17 protein-coding genes are annotated in these 23247 nt (G+C 38.7%); 3 read left to right on the forward strand and 14 right to left on the reverse strand.

The genetic code is table 11. The features are described 5' to 3' along the window. Positions 1 to 257 precede the first annotated feature (257 nt). Together C502_RS0115520 and C502_RS0115525 are read right to left on the reverse strand one after the other, a co-directional pair. A complete protein-coding gene (locus tag C502_RS0115520; protein ID WP_018679709.1) occupies positions 258 to 1307 on the reverse strand; it encodes a DUF932 domain-containing protein in 1050 nt (349 codons plus the stop codon). A gap of 64 nt (positions 1308 to 1371) precedes the next feature. After that, entirely contained in the window at positions 1372 to 1689 is a 318-nt protein-coding gene (locus C502_RS0115525; protein ID WP_023274850.1) for a hypothetical protein, read from the reverse strand. A gap of 781 nt (positions 1690 to 2470) precedes the next feature. Between C502_RS0115525 and C502_RS0115530 the strand changes: the two genes are divergently transcribed. Both C502_RS0115530 and C502_RS0115535 read left to right on the forward strand, forming a co-directional pair. Continuing rightward, on the forward strand, positions 2471 to 3592 hold the full coding sequence (locus C502_RS0115530; RefSeq protein WP_018679711.1) for a hypothetical protein: 1122 nt from the start codon (positions 2471 to 2473) through the stop codon (positions 3590 to 3592). A 113-nt stretch (positions 3593 to 3705) separates the two neighbouring features. Beyond that, entirely contained in the window at positions 3706 to 4206 is a 501-nt protein-coding gene (locus C502_RS0115535; RefSeq protein WP_018679712.1) for a hypothetical protein, read from the forward strand. A 99-nt stretch (positions 4207 to 4305) separates the two neighbouring features. On the opposite strand, the gene C502_RS0115540 is transcribed toward C502_RS0115535, so the two are convergent. The 7 genes from C502_RS0115540 to C502_RS0115570 form a co-directional block, all read right to left on the reverse strand. Further along, positions 4306 to 5169, reverse strand: coding sequence for a hypothetical protein (locus C502_RS0115540; RefSeq protein WP_018679713.1), 864 nt, complete (start codon positions 5167 to 5169; stop codon positions 4306 to 4308). 69 nt (positions 5170 to 5238) lie between these two features. Continuing rightward, complete coding sequence (locus C502_RS0115545; RefSeq protein ID WP_018679714.1) at positions 5239 to 6180, reverse strand: YagK/YfjJ domain-containing protein; 942 nt, start codon at positions 6178 to 6180, stop codon at positions 5239 to 5241. A 239-nt stretch (positions 6181 to 6419) separates the two neighbouring features. Next, a complete protein-coding gene (locus C502_RS0115550; RefSeq protein WP_018679715.1) occupies positions 6420 to 8690 on the reverse strand; it encodes a hypothetical protein in 2271 nt (756 codons plus the stop codon). A gap of 594 nt (positions 8691 to 9284) precedes the next feature. Then, a complete protein-coding gene (locus tag C502_RS0115555) occupies positions 9285 to 10088 on the reverse strand; it encodes a metal-dependent hydrolase (RefSeq protein WP_018679716.1) in 804 nt (267 codons plus the stop codon). Positions 10089 to 10379: 291 nt separating this feature from the next. Beyond that, positions 10380 to 11792, reverse strand: coding sequence for a glutamine synthetase family protein (locus C502_RS0115560; protein WP_018679717.1), 1413 nt, complete (start codon positions 11790 to 11792; stop codon positions 10380 to 10382). Between the two features lie 132 nt (positions 11793 to 11924). Next, positions 11925 to 12488: a phosphatase PAP2 family protein gene (locus C502_RS0115565; protein WP_018679718.1), complete on the reverse strand. Its 564-nt coding sequence runs from the start codon at positions 12486 to 12488 to the stop codon at positions 11925 to 11927. A gap of 117 nt (positions 12489 to 12605) precedes the next feature. After that, a complete protein-coding gene (locus C502_RS0115570) occupies positions 12606 to 13670 on the reverse strand; it encodes an AraC family transcriptional regulator (RefSeq protein WP_018679719.1) in 1065 nt (354 codons plus the stop codon). A 128-nt stretch (positions 13671 to 13798) separates the two neighbouring features. Here C502_RS0115570 and C502_RS0115575 point away from each other — a divergent pair, with 128 nt between their 5' ends. After that, positions 13799 to 15259: a coniferyl aldehyde dehydrogenase gene (locus C502_RS0115575; RefSeq protein ID WP_018679720.1), complete on the forward strand. Its 1461-nt coding sequence runs from the start codon at positions 13799 to 13801 to the stop codon at positions 15257 to 15259. A gap of 52 nt (positions 15260 to 15311) precedes the next feature. Here C502_RS0115575 and C502_RS0115580 read toward each other — a convergent pair whose 3' ends face one another. The 5 genes from C502_RS0115580 to kdpA are packed head-to-tail and all read right to left on the reverse strand — an operon-like array spanning position 15312 to position 23060. Then, positions 15312 to 16016 carry a response regulator gene (locus C502_RS0115580; RefSeq protein ID WP_018679721.1) on the reverse strand — a complete coding sequence of 235 codons (705 nt, stop codon included), beginning with the start codon at positions 16014 to 16016 and terminating at the stop codon, positions 15312 to 15314. An 11-nt stretch (positions 16017 to 16027) separates the two neighbouring features. Continuing rightward, positions 16028 to 18676 carry a sensor histidine kinase gene (locus C502_RS0115585; protein ID WP_018679722.1) on the reverse strand — a complete coding sequence of 883 codons (2649 nt, stop codon included), beginning with the start codon at positions 18674 to 18676 and terminating at the stop codon, positions 16028 to 16030. A 12-nt stretch (positions 18677 to 18688) separates the two neighbouring features. Further along, complete coding sequence (gene kdpC, locus C502_RS0115590; RefSeq protein WP_018679723.1) at positions 18689 to 19324, reverse strand: potassium-transporting ATPase subunit KdpC; 636 nt, start codon at positions 19322 to 19324, stop codon at positions 18689 to 18691. A 9-nt stretch (positions 19325 to 19333) separates the two neighbouring features. Next, entirely contained in the window at positions 19334 to 21346 is a 2013-nt protein-coding gene (gene kdpB, locus C502_RS0115595; RefSeq protein WP_018679724.1) for a potassium-transporting ATPase subunit KdpB, read from the reverse strand. A gap of 16 nt (positions 21347 to 21362) precedes the next feature. Next, positions 21363 to 23060, reverse strand: a complete 1698-nt coding sequence (gene kdpA, locus C502_RS0115600) for a potassium-transporting ATPase subunit KdpA (RefSeq protein ID WP_018679725.1) — start codon at positions 23058 to 23060, stop codon at positions 21363 to 21365. Positions 23061 to 23247: the final 187 nt, after the last annotated feature.

Genomic DNA, 23247 nt, shown 5'->3' on the forward strand with positions numbered 1-23247 from the left:
AGTTCGAGTTCCCACCTCAAGCTGTTGGGTGGGTGGATTCAGGTTTGGTGAATAAGGTTGTAAAGGTGGATGGTTTAAAGTGTTTTGAATTTGAGTATGACTATTCATTGTAACTATTCCTGTATGAGTAAAATCGTAAAAGCTAAATTTTGGGCATAAAAAAAGCCACATCTGGAAATGTGGCTAAAGGTGTTGCTGTGCTTGTACGGTGTTACCGTATGCTTAGGCTAATGTAGAAGGCTTAACTGAAACTGAATTTAAGCAATCATTCGTAGTGCTTGTTCCAAACCTCGTTGCTTGATCGCTGCGCCTGCTCCAAACCAAGCTGAATCAAGACGATGATCGGTACTCATCGCTCGACGTTCATGGTCACAAAACTCGGTGATACTACACAGTAATCCATAGACTGTATCCTTGGCTGAACTCAGTTCTGCACCTCGCCCATGTCCGTTAAACATGGTCATGACTTTCGACATGGCTCGTCCATTCGGTTCAGTTTTATTGTCTGCTTTGCATGGATTAGTTTGATGAGATATCGCTGCATTGCGATAGAACTGAATGATGCTTTCATCTTGCTCAGCCATACTCAAGTTGGTGTTGTTAAACACCGCATCAAAGTAAGCAGCAGCTTCCTGTTGAGTCACTTTACGCTGACTGAGTTGCTTCATTTCATACATGTGCTCATCCCATGCACGGACTGAAATACCCAATTGCTGTTTGACTTTTTCAGCATCGAACTTGGTACTGTGAGGGACTTTGACTACGCCTGCACTACCTTGCTGACCACGTAAAGCGATTGCCAAAGTGTTATTACACACCACTCGAATACTGGTGAATTGTGCCGTGGTTGCCAGTGTGCCATCACAGGCTGTCGCTAAAAGAATATAGCCATTACTGACATCTTTTCCTTTCAAAGCTGAGCTTTGTCCTGTTCGTGCCAATGCCCAGAATTTCTTACCACCTTTCAACACGCCTGCGGTTTCCAGTTCAAAGCCCGATTGCTCAGTCAGGTCTTTATAGAAGTGTAGGATTTCCATCGGCTGGACTTCCTGAAAGCGTTGGCTGACCACGGATAATGGTGCATGGCTATCGGAACGATATAAAACACGCTGTTCTTCAAAAGGCATAATAATGCTCTGCCCCTTTTCATTCTGAGCCATGTAACTGACATCCGAAGATTCTATTCGCCAATCCATGCCTGCCTGCTGTGCCCAGACCTCGATGGGTTGGTTTGGGGTGAGTTGATTACCTAAGCCGTGCCAAGGGGTTTGTCCTACAAATGCCATGGTTTCAACTAAATGTGCCATAAGAATAATTCCTGTATCATTTTTAAATGGGTAAAAGGTTCGGTTTATGAATTTTGCTGAATGCTTAATTGCGTAAATTCGGGCTAAAGCTGCGGTCACAGTGATTGCAGTAGTACTGTCTGCGATAAGTTGGGTGTAACGGTTGTTGCTGTTCATCTTCAGTGATCAACATCCAGATACCGCCAATCAGTACCCCAACGATTGCGCCTGCAATTGGAGGAATGTTTAGACTTTTAGAAACACTCACCCCTAAAGTGGCAAGTGCCATCGGTGACATCACACTATTGGAGATAGGGTTATTGGTTGAGGTACTGGGTAAATGTTGGGTTGATTCAAGCATTACCGTCTCTCTAGACTGGCAATAAGGACATGGCAAACTCATTGTGGTATTTCCTGTAAATAAATAAAAAAAGCCTGCTGGGGAAGCAGGCAAAATGATTGCGATGTAGCTGAAGCATGTATTGGTGCGGTCTCGAATAGAGAAACACCATTCTCATTTAGATGTTATGTATTTGTATTTTTTTAGAATGCGTTTTTTATCATCAGTTTTAAGCAATTTTTGGATGATGCTTAAACAGATCAATTGACCTGTTTTTTGGCAACGATTATGATGCAAGGGCTGACCTACATTGTCAGTCGGTTTTGACAGACCGTTTCCTAAGTGCACTAAAAGATATTTTTCTTTTGGTGTGAGTTCTCGTGCTCCCTCTGCGGTAGAACGGGAGGGGGACACCTTCGGGTGTGCTGATTCTTAGGTTCAGTCTGTCAACCCTCTTTCGTTCTGCCACCATAATCAATTGACAGTGATTCGGTAGAACTTCTTAATACCTAAGGAGTCAACCATGACGCAATTTACTGTGCTTTATTCCCCTGCACTTTCTCCGCCTCTCAGGCATTTCATTCCAATTCATTTATCGCACGCTTTCGCTGTGTCCTAACTGATTCAAGCCATCAATTAACTGCTGCATCCATTTTGGTCAGTGGTGTTTTGTGCTGGATAAAAATCATGGAATTCATTGCACAGCTTATTTGGCTTGTCCTTATTGTGCTCAGTAACAGCATCGCTAGAGCCTATGACAGCCGAGCAGAATATATTTGAAATTACAGTCAATTTCATAATTCATTTTAAAAACTTTAAAAATATTGGATGGGGAAATAATAGGATGAAATACGTTTCAATTGCGCTGCTCACCAGCCTTGCATTGGTCGGCTGCTCAAAACCACAACAAGATGATGTAGAAAATAAAGAACTTACTCAAAAGATTGAAAAAATGTCATTGAATGATGCTGCCCCTGCACAGGCTGCTTCTTCTCCTTTGATTATCGCTCGAAATAAAATTACCCCTCCGCTTACCAAAACAGGTGAAAGCTTTCAGGAATTGATCAAAGATGAAGGGTACTTTTCCTTTTATCCACCGTATAAAACTATCTCTGGCTTGCAGATGTTTGCTGAAAATTCGGATGTGGCTGACTATTGTGCAAACTGTGTAAACTTCCAAACTGTTCTCAATGATTTAAGAAATGTACTAGCTTTAAAAAACAATCAAGTTTTGGTGATTGGACATACAGGTCAACAATTTCCAGCATTCACTTTTGCTTTAGGTGATGACTATTCTTTGCGTGCAGCTCATGATACAGCTATCAATTATATAAGATCGACAATGCAGGTCATTCCACCACAAAAAGATCAATTTGAAAGTACTGAACAATATCAACAACGTATTCAAACACTTCAAAAAGAACTGGATACTAAAAATGCCCATCTAAATTATGACTTAAAACTTTTAGAGCTCAGTTTAAATGCTACGTCTGCACAAAGCCAGTTCATGCCGAGCAGCTATACACCCAATGATCGACCGAAGGGTCCGATTGATAATTTTGTTTATTACGATGCTGACTCGAAACAATTACATTTTGAGAACATGAATTTCGCATCTGATCTTATTGTGAATTTCACAGCTCCATCCACGCCAGAGTTAGCACAAAATATCATTACGGCTGGTGGACAAAAATATGTCGGTTATATTTTTAACTTCAATAACCATAAATTGGAATTAGATAGCTTAGTCATTTATCAAACCAACATTACTCAAGCTGATTCTGCAAATGAGCCAATCGCAATCCTTGAACCAAGTACCATGTCCTTTCAACGCAAACATTTCAACGGCATAGAAAATGCGCCATTAAAGAAATTTGATGTGCCACTGAAAAAGCCAATTCCTTTTGATTTTAGCTTGGAAAACTACACGCCGATCGAGAAGGTATTTAAAAAGATCAGTGAATGACTCCCACTTTTATAAAAAGCAAAAAATTGATTTATCTAAAAATTAAATAAACAGAGTTGGGCTTTCGCCCAACCCTGTAGATCACAACATTCAATTAAATATAGGCATGTGTAATGAATTTTATTCCATCTGTTGTTTTATCCAGTGTGTTGCTGCTGACTTTAAGCGCATGTAATTCAGGCAATGATGCACCAAAGCCCAAAGATACCCAAACTCAAACAAGTGAGAATAGTACCGCTGAAACGACTCATCAATCCGAAGATGATTTTCCACCCGTTGATAAATCATTTCTGGAAGATGAGCCATATAATGCAGAGGAAGTGACTGAACCCAATGTACAAGAACAGTTTGAAGTCCGTGTTCGTCGTGAAGAATCACAATACTCCATGACAGGCTATAGCGATTTGTTAAACATCATGTCCTTGAACGATGCTCCAACCACCATTACAGGGGTGTTAATCAACCGTGGGAATTGTAGAAGTAAAGGTACTTACGATTACCAGAATATGCGTTATGGTTCTGTGGCAAAGGTCTACTTAGGCTGTTCAGCTGAATACGTGCGTGAAGTGACCATCACGACCAGCAGTGGCTTGACCTATACCTATAATTTTTAGGCATTTGCCCATTCATGCTTCAGTGGATTAGTGGTCTAAGCGCATTGTTTTTCTTAGACCACTTTTGAACTACAACTCAATTGATTTTTCTGAACAAAACTAATTCAACTTTAAAGGAATGCGTTCACAATCAAAAATCTTGCGACGAGTTCGCATCACCCTTAAATAATGATTTTTACTATTCGCATTGAAATCACTCTTGAGCAATTGCAAGGTACGTTGAATCTGTCTGTCATCCTGACAATTCACTGACCAACCTTTCTTGGCTTGTTCTTCAATGTAGGCTTCACCATAACCATTACTGAGTTCTTCCCACTTCGCTGCCAATTTATCGGCATGGTCAGATAAAGTCGTGTCCTGTGCCTGTCCTGCATAAATGAAGTATATCTGGAGGTAGTAACCCCGATCAGGATGATGTTTCATTTTCCAGATCACTGAATGGATGCAACGGAATAAATTGATCTCCCTTGCCCTGACCTCTCTAAACAAGGCATAGACATAACATTCAAATTCGTGAAATGCTAATGACGATACATCTGCCCTGATACTCAACCGCATTGGAAAGATCATTAAGCAATCTGTGTATTGCATGGTATCTAATAAAAAGCGTTCGACCTTTTTCGTTTCAGCTTTATTCTGCTTTTGGTCATATTGATGTCCATGCTGTATCAATTCAGATTTTGACTGGATATCAGCGATCATCAACTCAATCACATGATCGGGCAGGTCACGAATATTTTCATACAATCTATATTTATTGGCTTGAAACAAGGCTCGTTCAATTAGCTTAAAAATAATAATGGAATCAACATAGTCATAACCAGCAATAAAAAAACGTCTAGACTTGATAATTAGAGGAACAATTTGTTGCTTGAATTGTTCACAACTGATTTGGTCATCTACCACATCCTTGATAAATTTTTCAATTTCACAAAAGGTTTGAGCTTCATTGTAGGTCGTCATGAGAAAACACATCCTAGGTTATTTGTTCATATCACTAGGAGTGCCGTAGTTTTTTAATTGTTATTTGACTTAAAATCCACATATCTGCAAGGTTTGAGCAACACCTCTACGCCAATGCACTTCAAATTGACCTGTACCAAAGCTACGCATATACGGTATCTTTGCTCGTAAATGCTGTGCATACTTTTCAGGATTGACCAGATACATAGCAGCATTCAAGGCATTCGTTACTTCCACGGGGTTATCGCATCGAATAGGTCCTACCCCTAAGCGTTCATTCCGCATAAAGTTCTGCTTATATTCCGTAGTATTACAATTAAAGTGCACGCCTATATTACCCGTAATACTGTTCCACATTTGCCAAACTTGATCAGCAAGAAACCAGTCCTTCTGTCGTTTTGATGGATCATAAATCAGCAATAAATGGCAATGATAGCCTTTATCTACACCTTGCTCTAATGCCCATGCATAGCCTTGTAATCCCATGAAACATCCATCTTGATTGGCTATACGATTTCTTAAAATGTTCATATGCTGTTGAACATTCTCGATACCAATATAAACCTGTTGCTCTTTGAGATAGCCCAAATCGACACGTACAAATAACAGCTCAGAATAATGTGTCATGAGTTTAGTCAAATACTGATGCAGTGACCTTCGATTCTGCTCTTCTTGCTGAATAAAACGAGCATGCTCATTCCAATAATCATGTTTATATTGACTGAGTACACAACATAGGGTTTGAACCTGTTGAATATTAAAATTTAAAATCTGTGATGTAGATTGCCCATTCAGAAAATGATCAACCCAATCCTTACACTGAATAAAATATTGGATGGATACAGTGTAGTGAAGCTGTGCTGAATAGAAATACTGAAAGGCTTCATATAATGTACTCAATGTTTGTTTGAATTGTTGTTCACTCATCTGTTCAAAACAGACATCGTAAACAAAGTCTTCTATCGCAGTACAAATACTAGATTCATTCCAAAGAAATGTAGTCAAATTCATGTCGTGATACTCATCATGTTAGGATTCATATCACTGACTGATCTGTAATTTATTAATTATGCCGCATATATATGAGTAAAAAATCAATCACCAATAGAATAAGATGTTGATAAGTATATAATTAATAATAGATATAATAACTTTAATAACCTGCTAAGAGTGATGAACCATTCGACAATAGTTTGAGATGCTGACCTTACCTTTACCAAATGAAAATACTGAATCAGGATAAGCTAAAGTTAGTTTTTAGCACTTTTTTCAATATTTACCTTTGACCCCTTGATTAATACCTTCCTAATAGGGACTACTGGTCTTGGTTGGAAAATCTCATTGTAGGCTAAATATTTGATGACCGTTTGTTTGAACAGGTTTTGCTTTTTTCTGTTCTTAGCATCAAATATAACGAATTTTGAATTAAATTCTGGTTGAGATAAAAATATCTCAATCCACTTCGAACTATTGATAATATCTTGAGGCTCACAATTAATTTTAGTTTGTATGTGTTTATAAAGAAATCTATCCCAATACTCTACTATAGATTCCCCTACTTTATCGAGTTGCTTAATTTTTGTTCTGGGAAAGAAAAATAATACATCAGCAAATATCCTATTTTCATAACCAATATTCCAGCTTCCTAAATATCCTACGCCCATCGAAAGCGGCTTGGATCGTTTAGCAAAACGTACAAAACTGGTAAAAAGCTTGGAAAACTCCTCTTGAAGTAAGCCACTCCTGTATTTTTCCAATCTAAATTGCACCCTATACACCACTAGATCTTGCGTAAACAGATGATCGATATAATCAGTTGCTGTTACATAACGTCTCGCACAGATTTTGTGCTGAACAATATTTGCCTCAACTTTATTAAAATTTTGAGAAACTTGATTGGTCCGTATCTGAAGCCTACCATCCTGAAAAGTCTGCACTTGATATCTTTTTTTCAATGCTAGACTTTTAATATTTAACTCATCGATTTTTTGTAAATCTAAATTAAATTTACCACCATCTTGTATTTTTGAAAAAAATGATCTGATTTGTATCGCATTACTTGTAAGGAATAAACTCGTCATGCCATCAGATGAGTAGTCGAATAATCTCTTAATTTTTTCTTGCTCATCAAGTAGACTGAAATATTGTTGGCAGGATCTAGTGATCGAATAAGTCAGCTCATCCTTAGTTAAAGGATTAAACCCATTCCATTGACGTGGGAAATCAAAAAGACCTCCATTAGAAACCAATAAGTTTTCAATAAAAATCTCTAGGCGTATCCCAACCTCAGCCAAGTCTGTAAATCTTGTATCCGATTTTGCGTATTCCTTATAAACAAGTTCGGTAACTTTTATTCGTTCAATTGCATCCTGATCAAGATTTTGGTATTGCCAGACTTTCTGTGAATTATTGCCTTCAATGAGTTTTTGCCAAAATTCAATATGCTTACGGTATGCCTCATGAGGATCAAAAGGCTCAGATCTATCTTGCTTCCAAAAGATACCATTGATTGACAAAGATTCATTTTGGCTATCTTTATAGTCCAGCTTTATAATTCTATCGATATAAGCATAGTAACCCAAAATCCAAGATTTGAACTGCTGGATAAGTTCCTGCTGATGAGATGAAATTTTTGAGAAATCCTGCTTAGTGATTTTCTTGGATTCTGCTAACCAGTCGCTAATCTCTACGCCTGTTTCAAACTTATCTCGTATAATTTTTTCTTTTAGTTGCTCGATTTTAGCCTTTGTGCTTAGCTTACCTTTCCCATCAAAGAATAAGATGCAATGTAAATTCAAGCCATGCTGATGATCATTTTCATATTTAAAAAACCCATGTAAAAAATCAGGGAAGTCATTCAAATAATGATGAATTTTACCCGCATACCCCCAATTAATACGTCTAAAATCTTCATCAAAGTTTTCGTAATTATCTGTATGATTGTTTTTAAGTCGAATATCTAGACATAAAATTCTTATATTTTGATGATATGCAATGATTTCATCAAAGCAACTACATAGCCTATATAACTCACTTACACATATTTTATCATCAGCAACTCCATTCCAAGAAATGCTTCTTTTACTCCCCTTAATCCAATTCATTAGTTTTCTTATTTGTCTAGGAGAGAAATTTTGCTTAGGCGATTTATCCAAAAAATACGAGCTTTCACTACCTTTTATTTTTACTAAAAACTCAAATAGCCCAGAGGGAAAAATATCCTGACCTAACTTATAACCCAATCTTGGAATGAACATTGGCAAGATCTTAAGCTGATCAAAATATTGATAAGCATCCTTACCAAAATCACCATCCTCATTTCTATGATTCAGTTCGAATTCTTTTAATACCGAACTTTTTTCACCTAAAACATCCTCTATGAATTTGGAGTAATTTTCCAAGACCTCAACAGACTCCTTAAAAAAGGTCGTTCTATCCTGCTCTTCTTGTGACAATTCCGCATATGAGTGATGGGTCCGCAGTCTGAATAGCTTAAACACATCCATTTTATTAATATACATATTAAATTCAAAAAAAAAATAACAATAAACTATTGAATATACAATTATTAAAAATAAAAAACAATGAATTAGAATCCTATTAATCACATCATATCATCTCAAAAAAAATATATTTTATTCTTACTAATTACACATATGCCTAGTTTTTCCTTGAGTTTAAAATTCAGCAAAAAGACAATAGCACTGAACTAAAGAAAGTTTGGATTGACAGATCAAGGAATGCGGGAATTAGGCTTATAATTAGTTTTCAGTTTGACTTTTGAAACAAATCGAAGAAAAGTTCAATTCATCTTTAAGCATTAGTTACTCCAAAGATAACCAGTCCATTTAAAAATTATTTTTTGTTATAATGATTTAAATCAAGCTAATAATTATTTACCAAATTAAGGCTCCGAGAAAAGACTAGTGGATAATCATATTATTTTACGGTAAATAATGCGGTAACAGACCATTACCGCATAAATAATTATCAAATAATTCAAATAAATAAACTTATAGTTCGAGTCCCGCTGAGCGCACCATTTGGATATAAACCAATTCATTACTCAATGTATAAAATTATAAACAATTGATTTTAAATTAAATATAAGCCATTTAAGAAGATAACAACTCTCTAGCTTTTATCAATAAATCCTGTTGATCAATCTTAGATGGATGAAAACTAGCTTTATAGAATGCTAAATAATCAGGCAGTAAACGCCACATCATTTGTGTCAACCCTAAAAGCGTTTGAGCATTTTTTAAAAGTTGTGCTGGTGAATATAAAGTATTTTTACGGTCTTGCCAGACAAGGTCGCTGGTCATCACGATCGTGCTACTAATAAACCCCACTGTAATTGTTCGCATACTTCTGCGACGCTGAGGTAGATTAGCAAAAACCTGCTGATATACATCAAACGCTACGTGTTTATGTTCAATTTCTTCAACAGCATGCCAAAGCCACAGATTCTTCATATTTTCAGATAAACCCTTAAACATGACATTCGGATATTGAAGCATATAACCTGCCATCATCGCCGTAAAATGCTCAAGTGCGACCGTTGCAGCCAATTGACGGCGTTGACTCAAAGTCCGTAAGCGAATCATCTCCTGCTCATAAGCCTTTTCAAATTTTTTTAAATGATATTCGCTGCTTTGCACCAATTGATTAAATTGTTCATGAGCGCGGGCATGATGTGCCTCTTGACCAATAAAACCTGAAATATCTTTTTGTAATTGTTCATCATGAATTTGATCACGCACATTACGAACAGTTTCTACAAAAAAACGTTCTCCCTGTGGAAAGCTCATAGATAATGCTGTGAGAAAATGTGACATTAGCGTAGATTCAGTATAGTGCGCTTTGATTTTCTCAGGTTTAAACTGCGTTTGGCGCACCGTAATTGTATTATGTGACATTATGGCTTTCCTTCCCCTAAAACTAAAGCGCAAACAGCTTTAACTACATTAACAAGACCATCAAGAAATCATATATTCAACAGCAAACCGACAAGAGCTGCTTCATCCCTTGAACAATCTTAGATATAAATTCCTACTTAGTTCCAAATTAGAACTATGATTAAATTATAATCTACTATTCATGCTGTCAATTTGTTTTTCATGTATTTTCTCAATTTGTCCCATAAAGATATTTTGTGACCTTAAAGCGGTTATTTGCTAAATCAAGACTAGATAAAACGATAGATGCTCCTAAATATCCCAAGACTTTTCAATTGATGTGATTTGACTATGAACGCTTTGATGTTCTGCTTGTTTTACTGTGCACCATAATTCCATAAATTCTTTACCTAAATATTCTGCAAGTATCTTGTTATTTTTAAATAATTTTAAAGCTTCCATTTGCTCAATTGGCAATAAATAATGTTTAGATTTGAAGGTAAGTTGATTGTTTTGTTTCGGTACTTCTAATTGATGTGTCAAACCATAAAGTGTGCCGATCAAAATCATAGCAATGCTCAGATAAGGATTACAATCTGCTCCTGCCACACGATATTCCAATCTTTGATTTTCTTGATCAGAGCATGGTATTCGAATAGCCACATTACGGTTATTCAGTCCCCAACTTGCCTCTAAGGGAACATGATGACCTTTTTTAAAACGTCTAAAAGAGTTTAAATTGGGTGCCAAAATTGCCATCGAAATTGGCATTAACCATAGCAAACCACTGATGACTTTTAAGAGATCTTGAGATAATTCATCTTCCCAAGAACTAAAAATATTGTTTTGATCTTGATCAAGCAAACTCATATGAAAATGCATGCCACTGCCCGCTTTTAATAGATCTGGCTTGGCAAGAAAATTTGCGCGAAATCCATGCTTATGTGCAATTTGTTTGATGGTTCGTTTTAACAACATAATCTGATCACATAACTTTAAAAGATCACATGTATGTTGCAGATTAAGCTCATATTGCCCTGAAGATGCTTCAGAAATAATTCCTGTAATCATAATATTCTGTAGTTTAGCGATAGCTTCAATCTCATCCAAGATTTGTTGATGTGTATCAGAGAGATGAATATCAAAGCACTGTGTTGTCGTCTCTTCAGCCTTTTCTATCCCATTTAAAGGTTGTAAATAAAATTCTATTTCTGCGGCGATACAAGGGCGATAATTTCTTTCATGTAACTGTTTAAGTATTTTTTTTAAAATATTACGAGGTTCAATCAAACAATCTTGATAATGAGCATCTTTCATCGTCAATAGTAATTGGGCATTGGTTTCAGGCTCAATGGCACAAGGTTGCAATGAACCTAAAATAGGCTGACACAAATGATCTGGTTCACCAATAAATTTACCTAATCCTGTTTCTTCTATCACATTTCCATTTAGACTCATCGCATAAATAGAAAGGGGTAAATAACATGCTTTGACCAATTGTGTTAAGCATTTGACATCAATTCTTTTACCTCGTAGATGTCCATTCAGATCATACAAATAAATATCAATATGTTGTGTATTTGGATACTTTTCTAAATAATGATCTACTTCCTCTAAAAACAATCCCTTATCGAGCATAATATTTTCAGATTTTTGCTCATTTGATTGATTAATCGCATTATTAAAATTTAATAGCTGATTCAACTCTACAAAGACAGCATTCATAAATTAAACCAAGTTCATATTGTTATGAATAGGATAATTTATGCTTATAAATATGTAACGTTAAGATAATATAAACATATCTAAGCTCAGTATAAATTTAACGTAAAATTTAAGTAACCATTTAGAATTTTGTTAAGCATCATAAGCACTGACCGATGTAATTTTACGAATTCTAACAGTCAATTCCTTCACGATATAATTGACAGATACAACCAACATCAAACCAATAATAAAAGATCCAATGATATCAAATGGAAAATGAACCCCAACATAAATCCTTGATAAACCAACGACCATACCGACAAAAATACCAAATACACCAATCTTCTTAAAACCTGCTAACCAATATGAAAAGGCAATGATTGTGATGGTTAGGGTATGCTGACTGGGAAATGATGAGCTTGGACCATGCCCAATAAGTTGATGACCTAGTCCTATTTCAAACGGACGTGGATGATGGTAGAAGATTTCAGCTAAATCACTCAGGATTAAAGAAAGCAACACAATTAAAAGTGTTTTAGCGAATAAAAAATTATAGGTCTTCCATTTTAAAACCAATAAGAACAAGAGAAAACATATAAAAACTGTATTCAAATCATGTGCCGTGAATATGGCAATTCTATCTAAAACAGGACTTTGAGTTGCAATCGAGTTGATACAATCAAACAAATAGATGTTTAAGCTTTCGAAGATCATTGCATCTTTATCTTTATTAGATTAACTCGTCGCAATATATAAGCTGATCATGAAAGAATTATTAATGTAGTAGTCAAAATCCTATTTTTGAAATCATATGCCGCGCTTTACACCAAACTAAGCAAACTTTTTACGATGTTGATTAGGTGAATTCCCTGTCCAATGGCGATAAGCTTTCCTAAAGTTTGAAGTATCTGAAAAACCAAGTCTTTCGGCAATTTCATCCATGCTTAATGTCGTTGCAGCCAAATACTCATCAGCAAGACGTGTTCTCGTGCTATCCAAGATGTCTTGATAACTCACATTCAGATCGGCTAAACGACGATATAAGGTTCTTTTGGATAAATGCAATTGATCTGCCATCTGTTGAGCAGTTGGAAAATTGCCAACGCTATCCAAGAAAATAAGACGAATCGTTTTAATCAGTTCAGATTCTTCATCATTCTCATCTCCCAGCATCCGCTCACAAAAGGATTGACACATATCTGCGGTAATCGGATTTGCATTTGGACAAGGCGCATCTAACCATGCTAAATCGAAATGCCATTGCATCACCTCTGCATCAAATTCCACAACACAGCCAAACACCTTTTGATATTCATCTGCATATTCAGGGGCTGGATAAGGTAGTAATAACCTTTTAGCCTGAAACGGTGCTTCAAGTACGCACTGAATTAAGGTTTGCATTGAACTAAACCAGAACTCGCAAATTAATGGCAATAAATGTCCTAAAGCGATAATTTCCTTAGCTTCAAAAATTGCAGCATCATTTTGTATATAAAATGATTTTTGTAATACTGGACTGGCTAATTTGATATGACGAATGCCAAGTTCGACGGCTTGTTGAAAATTGCGGGAAGAGTAAAGTGCATAACCATACACCCCGAAATCTGATAATTTTTGTTTTTGCCCTGCCCGAAGCCCAATCAATGGATCTTTAGACAAGGATTGGATATTTTGAAATAACTTCAACTTTTGATATTGAGATATTGTTGTGGTCGCACTTGTCAGCGCATCATGCGCAATACCCGTACCGTCCAATATCTGAGCGATGGAATATCCTTGCTTCTGCATTTCATCAAACAGACTGGTTAAACCGAGTATAGGCGTGCCCTGACCGAATAGCGTATGATCATAACGAGCTTCAATATAGATATTTTGCTCAATATTCTGTTTAGGCATTTTCACTTTATCCATTCGGTCAGTAGATAATGGCACTAAATTACTTTTTGTTGTCTCAATTTAACATCGACTAAAAATTCAATCAATCATAAAGTCTATTTCTACCCATAAGCATGGAAGGAGCAACAATGACACTTTCTCATTCGCAGGAATTTAGCGATTCGGCAACCAAACATATGCACATGGTATTCGCCCAACAACGTGCTGCTTTTGATGCGAATCCTTATCCTGATCTCGATGCTCGACGTACAAAATTATTCAAACTTAAAAAACAAATTATTCGTTACCAAGATGTTATCGCTGCTGCCATCAATAGTGACTTTAGTTCTCGATCACTCGATGAATCTAAATTATTGGATTTATTAGGCTCTGTGTTGGAAGCAGAACATGCCATTCGACATTTACGTAAATGGATGCGACCAAGTAAACGCCATACTGAATTACTATTTTTATCAAATCGCCTCGCTGTCCAATATCAACCGAAAGGCATCGTTGGCGTGATTGTTCCTTGGAACTTCCCTGTCTATTTAGCACTTGGGCCATTGGTTGCGGCAATCGCTGCTGGCAATCGAGTCATGATTAAACTGCCCGAAATTACGCCTGCCACCAATGCAGTGCTGAGACGTATGCTGGCTGAAGTTTTTACTGAAGATGAAGTTTGTATTTTCGGTGAAGAAATTCTTGATCCTGCACAATTCACATCACTCCCTTTTAACCATATTGTATTTACAGGTTCACCTGCAATTGGTCGAGTGGTGATGCGTGCAGCAGCAGAAAACCTAACGCCTGTCACATTAGAATTAGGTGGTAAATCCCCTGCGCTTGTCAGTCGACATTATCCCTTAGCCGATGCAGCTAAACGTATATTGCATGGCAAGGCAACTAACTGTGGGCAAATCTGCGTTGCACCTGACTATGCGCTTGTGCCGAAAGAACAAGTGAATCAATTTGCAGAAGAATGCAAAAAGAATTTTACGGCGATGTATGGCAGTAATATCAGCAATAATTCTAACTACACCTCTATCGTCAATGATCGCCATTTCAGACGTTTATTAGAAATCCTAGACGATGCAAAAGCCAAAGGCGCACAAATTATTGCCTGTGCAGAATATGATCGTGACAAAGATGCACGTCGTATGCCTGTACATATTGTACTGAATTGCACACCCGATATGCGTATTCTAAAAGAAGAACTGTTTGGCCCAGTATTGCCCGTAGTTGCTTACGATAGCCTTGATGATGCAATTGCCTATATCAAAGCAGGTGAACGACCTCTAGCACTCTATTGTTTCACTCATGATTCAACTGAACGTGACCACATCTTAAAACAAACTCATTCAGGTGGTGTTACGATTAATGATTGGGGTTGGCATGTGGTCAACCATGATGCACCATTTGGTGGTATTGGTAACTCTGGTATGGGAACTTATCACGGTGAGGAAGGCTTCCGTGAGCTATCACATGCGAAAACAGTTTTTGCTCGTCATCGCTTCTTCCCAACGCAATTATTCTATCCACCTTACGGCACTTGGGTGCAAAAACTTGCTTTGAGTTTCTTTTTGAAAAAAGGCGATCCAAACTTAAAATAAACGGTTTATTCGTCAGAAAGAGAGTTTTGCAAACTCTCTTTTTATTTTCAATTTAGGATTGTCCTTGGAAACGTAACCCCACGCCTGCAATGGTAAAAATATATTTTGGAGTAACCGCAGAATCTCCAATTTTGGTACGGAGTTTTTTCACCAAGATTCGAAGATAATGGGTATCTTCTTCATGGCTAATGCCCCATAACTCGGTCATAATTTGCTTTTGCGTAACAATCTTCCCCTGATGACGAATCAATAGTGCTAATAGTTGAAATTCTTTTTTGGTGAGGACAATTTCTTCCTGAGCAAACGTCACCATATGCTCAGCCACATCCACAGATAATTGACCATCATCAAATACAATGTTCTGTTCAGACTGTTGTGGTTTATTGCGAAACATCACTCGAATACGAGCGCATAATTCCTGAATGCTAAACGGTTTGGTCACATAATCATTCGCGCCTGCATCGAGCAATTTAATTTTTTGATTTTCATCAGGACGTGCAGACAACACAATCACAGGAATATCTGACCACTGTCTCATCTCGGTCAACACCTGCTGTCCTTCCATATCAGGTAAACCCAAATCTAAAATCAGTAAATCCGCACCCCGTGTTGCCAAAATTTCTAAGCCTTTCATGCCATTTTCAGCAACATGCACCTGATAACCTTGCGCACGTAAAGCAATGTCTAAAAATTTTCGAATTTGAGGTTCATCATCAATAATTAAAATTGATGCATTCGGATAGATTGTTTGCGGCATAAATAATAATTTTAACCCTGATGTAACGGTAATCGTATGCGAATTAAGGTGCCTTGACCATCTGTTCCAGCAAAAGCTTCGATACTGCCCATATGAGCGCCAATAATGGCTTTGACAATCGCAAGTCCTAAACCTGTACCTGTTTTACCGCGATCGCCACGCTGCATGGTATAGAACATATCAAAAATTTGTTCACGTTCATCTTCAGGAATGCCGCCCCCCTGATCGATAATGTCAATTTGCAGAAATTGTTCCTGTTGCTGAATCTTTATTTCAATCGGAACATTATCTGGTGAAAACTTGGCTGCATTTTCCAAGACATTAAAAATGGCTTGTTCAATCAAAGCAGGATGCACATACAATTGAGGAAGTTCTTCCGCCAAAGCAACCTCAATTTTGACCTCAGGCTGATAGCGTTTAAGCCGTTGAGTTGCCGAGCCAATCAGTTCATCCACACCGATCCAAGTACGGCTTAAAGTCAACCCCTGATGACCTAAACGAGTCATGTCCAACAGGTTTTGAATATAACGATCCAATCGTTCCCCTTCAATGTGAATGGTGTCTAATAATTCATGGCGATCACTTTCAGGCATCTGTTCACCATAATATTTAAGCGTATCTGCTGAACCAATCATCGCGGCTAAGGGTGAACGTAAATCATGCGATACCGAAGACAGCAAGGCGGAGCGGAGCTTTTCCGTTTCAGCCACCACACGAGAGTTTTCCAACTGTAACGAGAGTTGAACCCGAGCAACAGTTTGCGCAATATCTTCAATCATCAACTCAGTTAAACGTTGCAATTCAAAACTGATGGTTTGAGCATTTTGATGAAAACGAATTGCAATCACGCCATATTCTTTCACTAAATTCAGCGGAATGAACCACCAATCAGAATTGGTCAACGTATTGGTAAAACGTCCACAGGGTTTCGCATTCTTCTGCGTCCAATCTGCGGCAATTTGATCTTTTTCATTTAAGACGGATGGATCACCTAAAGACTGATTTTCAACTTTTAACCAAACCGTGGCATTTAATGAAGTTTCCAAATGTTGTTTGGCGACATTTAACACCTGTTCAATATCCACACAGGTCGATAGCTTGCGCTCTAATTCTTGTAACTGTAACGACACTGAATTTGCAGCACGTAGGCTAAGCACCTGAGCGCGTAATTGGTTGGCTAAACGCCCGACCAGTAAAGCTGAGACAATGAACGTGATAATGGTAATCACCCCACGTTCAGCACTAATCATAAAGGTAAAGCGAGGCTCGATAAAAAAGTAGTTATAGAGTAAAAAACAGATGAATACGCTGATAATCGTAATCAACATGCGTGCGCGTATCGCAACCAATAATACAGTCACAATAAAAATTAAGGCTAAATCACTATACCCAATAAAATGATCACTGATTGCAGCCACAATCAATCCTAGCAATACAATGATAATACTTTCAAACACTTCACGTTGATTAAATGCCAAACCTTGTTCCAGCCAAGATGAATGAGCCAGATCTTTCTGCAAACGCTTTTCACTATTTTTGGCTTTCAAAGGCTGAACAAAGGTGATTTCAAAAGGATGCTGTTTCTCTAACAGTTGATCGGCAATATGATCTGAAAATAGGCGTTGCCATAGCGATTTTTGAGGGCTTTTACCGAGCAAAATATTAGATGCACCATAATCATAAGCCGCTTGTAAAATGGTCGATGCAATATGATTGCTATACAGCAAATAGGTATCTGCACCAAGCTTACGCGCTAGATTAAAAGCCTTCGTCACTGCAAAGGCTTGGGTCGTTTCAACCTTACTTTTTTGAATTGAAATGACGCTCCACGTTGCATTGCGCCTTTCTGCAATCCGATGGGCACGGCGCACCAAATCTTCAGAGAATTCAGAACCATCTATCGCCAACATGACATGATTTTGAATCGGAATAATCTGCCCTTGCGCAACAAATTTTTCTCGATAATCAATATCGACCTGCCCTGCAACAGTTTGAATTGCCAGATCACGTAACGCTGTCAAATTTGCAGCTTTAAAAAAACCTTGTAATGCATGGGGGGCAACATCGGCGAAATAAATCTTGCCATGATTCATCCGTTCTAATAATTCAGGAACAGGTAAATCAACCAGTCGAATATCTTTCAAACGTTTAAGTAGTGCATCGGGGACAGTTTCAGTGACCCGAATCCCCGTAATTTGAAAAACCACATCATTGAGGCTTTCCAAATGCTGAATATTTAAGGTGCTATAGACATCAATGCCTGCATCCAACAACTCATTGACATCTTGCCAACGATATTCATGCCGACTATTGGGAACATTTCGATGTGCAAGTTCATCAACAAGCACAATTTGAGGCTTTAATTTAAGAATTTGGTCGAGATCCATCTCATTCAACATTCGCCCCTGATATTCCACAGGCTTCCTTGCAATAACATTCAACCCTTGAATCAAAGCTTCGGTGTCAGATCGACCATGAGTTTCCACCACACCGACCACCACATGCTGCCCTTGTTGCATCAATTCATGCGCTCGGGTCAGCATGGCATAGGTTTTCCCTACCCCAGGTGCTGCACCCAAGAAAATGGTCAAACGTCCAGATTGTTCACGTTGACTATGTGCCAACCATGCATCTGCTTTGTTATTACGGTCGATCTGCATAATTACGCTCTATCAACGTGTGGTCGATGACAATTGATCTAAGGCTAAATTTAGCTGTAGCACATTGACCCGCGCTTGCCCATAGACGCCGAATTGTGCAGGCTGAATTTGTTGTTGTACCAAATCACGCACTCGCTGCTCAGGTAAATGATGTTGCTGTGCCACGCGTTTCACCTGTAATAAAGCACTTTCAGGTGAAATATCTGGGTCGATTCCGCTTCCTGAAGCCGTCACCATCTCATTCGGCACGTGTTGCTCAGTAATATGATTATTCTGGGCGAATTGCACTGTTCGCTCTTTAATTTGTTTTTGTAAATCAGGATGAGAGATTGCCAGATTACTGCCTGCCATGCCATCGACATTGTAACTTACCGCACTTGGTCGTCCATGAAAATATTGTTCACTAACAAAGTTTTGTCCTACCAAGTTTGAACCAATAATTTTACCATTCAGTTCAATCACACTACCATTGGCTTGTTTGGGAAAGATCAACTGCGCAATCGAGACACTTGCTGTAGCGTACAACATGCCTGCAATGAAAAAACCAACCACAATCAAACCAAGACTCGGACGTAGGACTGAATGTCCTTGACTAGATAATGCTAAGTCCTGTTGATTCAATTGCTCATGACTCAATAAAGTATTCATATGTCACTCCTAAATCCACAATGACACAACAAGGTCAATCAGCTTGATCACAATAAACGGAAAGATCACACCACCTACACCGTAAATCAGCATATTACGGCGTAACAATTGCAGCGCACTGGCAGGTTTGAATTGAACGCCTTTGAGTGCCAATGGAATCAACATTGGAATAATCAAGGCATTAAAGATCAATGCAGAAATTACTGCACTGCTTGGACTACTCAATTGCAAAATATTCAGTACCCCAAGTTGTGGAATCGCCACGGCGAATAACGCAGGTAAAATCACAAAGTACTTAGAGACATCATTTGCCAACGAAAAAGTGGTTAATGCGCCACGAGTAATCAATTGCTGCTTACCAATTTCCACTACATCTAGCAATTTGGTCGGATCGGAATCCAAGTCCACCATATTGCCTGCTTCTTTGGCTGCTTGGGTACCCGAATTCATGGCTAAACCAATATCTGCCTGCGCCAAGGCAGGTGCATCATTGGTACCATCACCCACCATTGCGACCAATTTTCCTGCTGCTTGCTCATTACGAATGCACGCCAATTTGTCCTCAGGTCTCGCTTCTGCAATATAGTCATCCACCCCTGCTTCGGCAGCAATCGCAGCCGCGGTTAATGGATTGTCTCCTGTGACCATAATGGTTTTGATGCCCATCTCACGTAACAGTGCAAAGCGTTCTTTAATGCCTTGCTTAATCACATCCGACAGTTCAATCACCCCTAAAATATTGTGATTTGAAGCCACCACAAGTGGTGTTGCACCTTTAGAAGCCACTTGTTCTACACGAGTTTTAAGCTCAATGTTGTCTTTGATTTCTTGATGGGTAAAGTTAAGAATGGCATCGACAGCACCCTTACGAATCTTTTGCCCTGTCGCTAAGTCCACACCCGATAAACGTGTTGAGGCACTAAATTGAATGAACTCGGCATCTTTCGGCTCTTGGATGCTTTCACCTAACTCTTTCCCAAGGCTGATGATCGACTTCCCTTCAGGCGTTGGATCAGCAAAAGAAGTCAGCATTGCTGCTTGGCGTAACTCACTTGGTGTCACACCTGCCAATGGATAAAAAGCGGTGGCTTGGCGATCTCCATAGGTGATCGTGCCTGTTTTATCCAAGAGCAACACATCAATATCACCCGCAACTTCAACCGCTTTCCCTGATTTTGCTAAGACATTGGCTTTTAAAGCGCGGTTCATCCCTGCGATACCGATTGCAGGCAGCAAGCCGCCAATCGTAGTTGGAATCAAACAGACCAATAGGGCAATCAGCAAAACCATACTGATTTTGATCCCGACCATTGATCCAATAACAGGTAAAGTCAGCACCACCACAATAAAGGTGATGGTCATAATATTGAGTAAGATACTCAACGCGATCTCATTTGGTGTTTTTTGACGGTTGGCGCCTTCAACCAATGCAATCATACGATCCAAAAAGCTATGCCCTGCTTCATTACTGACTCGGATAATAATTTCATCGGACAGCACCTTGGTTCCACCAATCACGCCTGAACGGTCAGTATTGGCTTCACGCAGTACAGGCGCAGATTCACCTGTAACAGCTGATTCATTGATGGTCGCAAAACCCTGAATAATTTCACCATCCGCAGGAACAATTTCACCTGCTTTGACGATGACTAAATCATCCTTTTTGAGTAGGTTTGCAGAAATCACTGTCGGGATGGCATTTAAATCGAGAATACGATTTGCAGTTAAATTTTCACGCGCCTGACGTAATGATGCAGCTTGTCCCCGACCTTTGGCTTCTGCCACCGCCTCGGCATAATTGGCAAATAAGACCGTGACCAATAAAATCAAGCTTAGGGCTAAACCAAAACCTAAACTGGCATTTCCTATCAAAGTGGCAACAAGGGTTAAAACTGTTCCCACCCAGACACATGCCATCACTGGATTTTTAAACGCGTGTTGAGGCAGCAATTTATGGAAAGTTTGCTGAATAATTTCTTTATTCAAGATATCCATCTGTTGTGTCGCATTTGAATGTTTCATTGTGCTTGCTCCACGCTTAAACTTTTATCGATAAATAGTCAGCAATTGGTCCGATCACCAACACGGGCATGAATTGCAATAAGGTCAGAATCAATACAATCCCGATTAAAGTCAGGGCAAAGGTTGGAGATTCGATCTGTAAAGAAGCTTTGCTTTCGGCTGCTTGCGGTTTGGTTGCTAAACTGACTGCAATTAAGACTGGAATGATCAGCACGCTATAACGCCCTGCTAATAACGCCACGCTCGCACTCAGATTCCACCAAAGCGTGTTATCACCTAAACCTTCAAAACCCGAACCATTGTTGGCATAGGCAGAGACATACTCATAAAACACTTGGCTAATACCGTGAAATGCTGGATTTGAATTTCCTGTCATTGATGGGAATGCAATTGCAATCGCAGTCAAACCAAGAATCACCACAGGTTGTAAGAGAATCACCAGCGCTAATAACTTAATTTCAGTGACTTCAACTTTTCGCCCAAATAATTCAGGGGTACGCCCTGTCATCAAACCTGCGATAAATACCGCTAAAAATAGGTAAATAAAGAACTGTAATAAACCACACCCTATGCCGCCCCAAATGGCATTGATCAACATATTGCACAGTTCAACCAATCCCGTCAGTGGTGAGGCAGAGTCAAGCATCATATTCACAGAGCCGTTATTGACTTGTGTAGTCAAACTTCCCCACAATGCCGATGCATCAGCACCGAAACGCATTTCCTTCCCTTCCATCAAAGCAGTATTTGGAGTGAGCGAAGATTTTTCAGCCCACAGGGTCAATAGCGTTGAAGAAAGTGACATCAACAACATGCTGCCAAAAATCATCCACATCAGTTTTTTGCGTTGAATAAAACGCCCCACCATAAACACCGCAGAAAGTGGAATCAGTAAAATCGCAATCATCTCAATCACATTGGACAGTGGTGTTGGATTTTCTAAAGGCACACTACTGTTTGGGCCATACCAGCCACCACCATTACTACCCAGTTGTTTAATTGCCACCATCGGTGCAACAGGGCCAAGTGGAATATGTTGAGTTTTGACTTCTGTGCTTTGCTCTAAAACTTGCGCTGTTGGCCCCGTAGATAAGGTTGCTGGCACACCTTGAAAAGTGAGCAGTAAATAAAAAATAAACCCCAAAGGAATGAAAAATCGAAATAGTGGTCGAATGATATCCATCCAATAATTACCCAGATTAATACGATTCCATTTGTTTTGATCTAGGTCTTGTTGTTGAGCTGATTGTAAAAATAATGCTCTTAACATAGCGACTAATAAGGCAAGTCCCATAATTGGCGACAAATATTGCAACCCCACAATTACCGTCATTTGTGACAGATAGGACAGTTGAGCCTGTCCTGAATAATGTTGCTGGTTGGTATTGGTCAGAAATGAAATGGTGGTGTGTAAAGCCAAGTCCCAATTCATATTCGGAATATGATCAGGATTCAATGGTAGCCATGCCTGTGTCATTAAAATAGTAACACTCGCCCCAAGCAGTAGAACATTACTCAGAACAAAAGCACCTAGATATTGCCGCCAGTTCATGCCCACTTGCTTCACATTTAGAACAGCGTAGATTGGTTGTTCAATCCACTTAAAGAAGCTGTCACTTTTCATTGGTTTGGTTTGCATTACATCCGCAAGATAGTGTCCTAGCGGATAAGCCAACAGCAATGAAAGGATAAATACTGAAATAAATTCCCACATAGCATATGCCATTTAAAATAGGTCAGCTTTAGTATGGAAATTGAGAGCGTAAATTCTCTATATTGAAAAAAGTAAGAGGCGTAAATTTTGCGTAAACTTACTTAAAATGGATCTTAAATCGCTAAAAATTGAGTGATTTTTTAAATATGAAGAAAAAAAATGTATTTTTTACAAAAAATCTTTGACC

The sequence above is a fragment of the Acinetobacter tjernbergiae DSM 14971 = CIP 107465 genome, assembly GCF_000374425.1.
GTDB lineage: Bacteria > Pseudomonadota > Gammaproteobacteria > Pseudomonadales > Moraxellaceae > Acinetobacter > Acinetobacter tjernbergiae.

Bases quoted from the DNA above. Each gene is read 5' to 3' on its own strand.
- kdpA (WP_018679725.1), bottom strand. From the start codon at position 23,060: ATGTGGGAATTTATTTCAGTATTTATCCTTTCATTGCTGTTGGCTTAT.
- C502_RS0115565 (WP_018679718.1), bottom strand. From the start codon at position 12,488: ATGATCTTCGAAAGCTTAAACATCTATTTGTTTGATTGTATCAACTCG.
- kdpC (WP_018679723.1), bottom strand. From the start codon at position 19,324: ATGAATACTTTATTGAGTCATGAGCAATTGAATCAACAGGACTTAGCA.
- C502_RS0115585 (WP_018679722.1), bottom strand. From the start codon at position 18,676: ATGCAGATCGACCGTAATAACAAAGCAGATGCATGGTTGGCACATAGT.
- C502_RS0115570 (WP_018679719.1), bottom strand. From the start codon at position 13,670: ATGCCTAAACAGAATATTGAGCAAAATATCTATATTGAAGCTCGTTAT.
- C502_RS0115520 (WP_018679709.1), bottom strand. From the start codon at position 1,307: ATGGCACATTTAGTTGAAACCATGGCATTTGTAGGACAAACCCCTTGG.
- kdpB (WP_018679724.1), bottom strand. From the start codon at position 21,346: ATGAAACATTCAAATGCGACACAACAGATGGATATCTTGAATAAAGAA.
- C502_RS0115540 (WP_018679713.1), bottom strand. From the start codon at position 5,169: ATGACGACCTACAATGAAGCTCAAACCTTTTGTGAAATTGAAAAATTT.
- C502_RS0115535 (WP_018679712.1), top strand. From the start codon at position 3,706: ATGAATTTTATTCCATCTGTTGTTTTATCCAGTGTGTTGCTGCTGACT.
- C502_RS0115575 (WP_018679720.1), top strand. From the start codon at position 13,799: ATGACACTTTCTCATTCGCAGGAATTTAGCGATTCGGCAACCAAACAT.
- C502_RS0115530 (WP_018679711.1), top strand. From the start codon at position 2,471: ATGAAATACGTTTCAATTGCGCTGCTCACCAGCCTTGCATTGGTCGGC.
- C502_RS0115525 (WP_023274850.1), bottom strand. From the start codon at position 1,689: ATGAGTTTGCCATGTCCTTATTGCCAGTCTAGAGAGACGGTAATGCTT.
- C502_RS0115560 (WP_018679717.1), bottom strand. From the start codon at position 11,792: ATGAATGCTGTCTTTGTAGAGTTGAATCAGCTATTAAATTTTAATAAT.
- C502_RS0115580 (WP_018679721.1), bottom strand. From the start codon at position 16,016: ATGCCGCAAACAATCTATCCGAATGCATCAATTTTAATTATTGATGAT.
- C502_RS0115550 (WP_018679715.1), bottom strand. From the start codon at position 8,690: ATGTATATTAATAAAATGGATGTGTTTAAGCTATTCAGACTGCGGACC.
- C502_RS0115555 (WP_018679716.1), bottom strand. From the start codon at position 10,088: ATGTCACATAATACAATTACGGTGCGCCAAACGCAGTTTAAACCTGAG.
- C502_RS0115545 (WP_018679714.1), bottom strand. From the start codon at position 6,180: ATGAATTTGACTACATTTCTTTGGAATGAATCTAGTATTTGTACTGCG.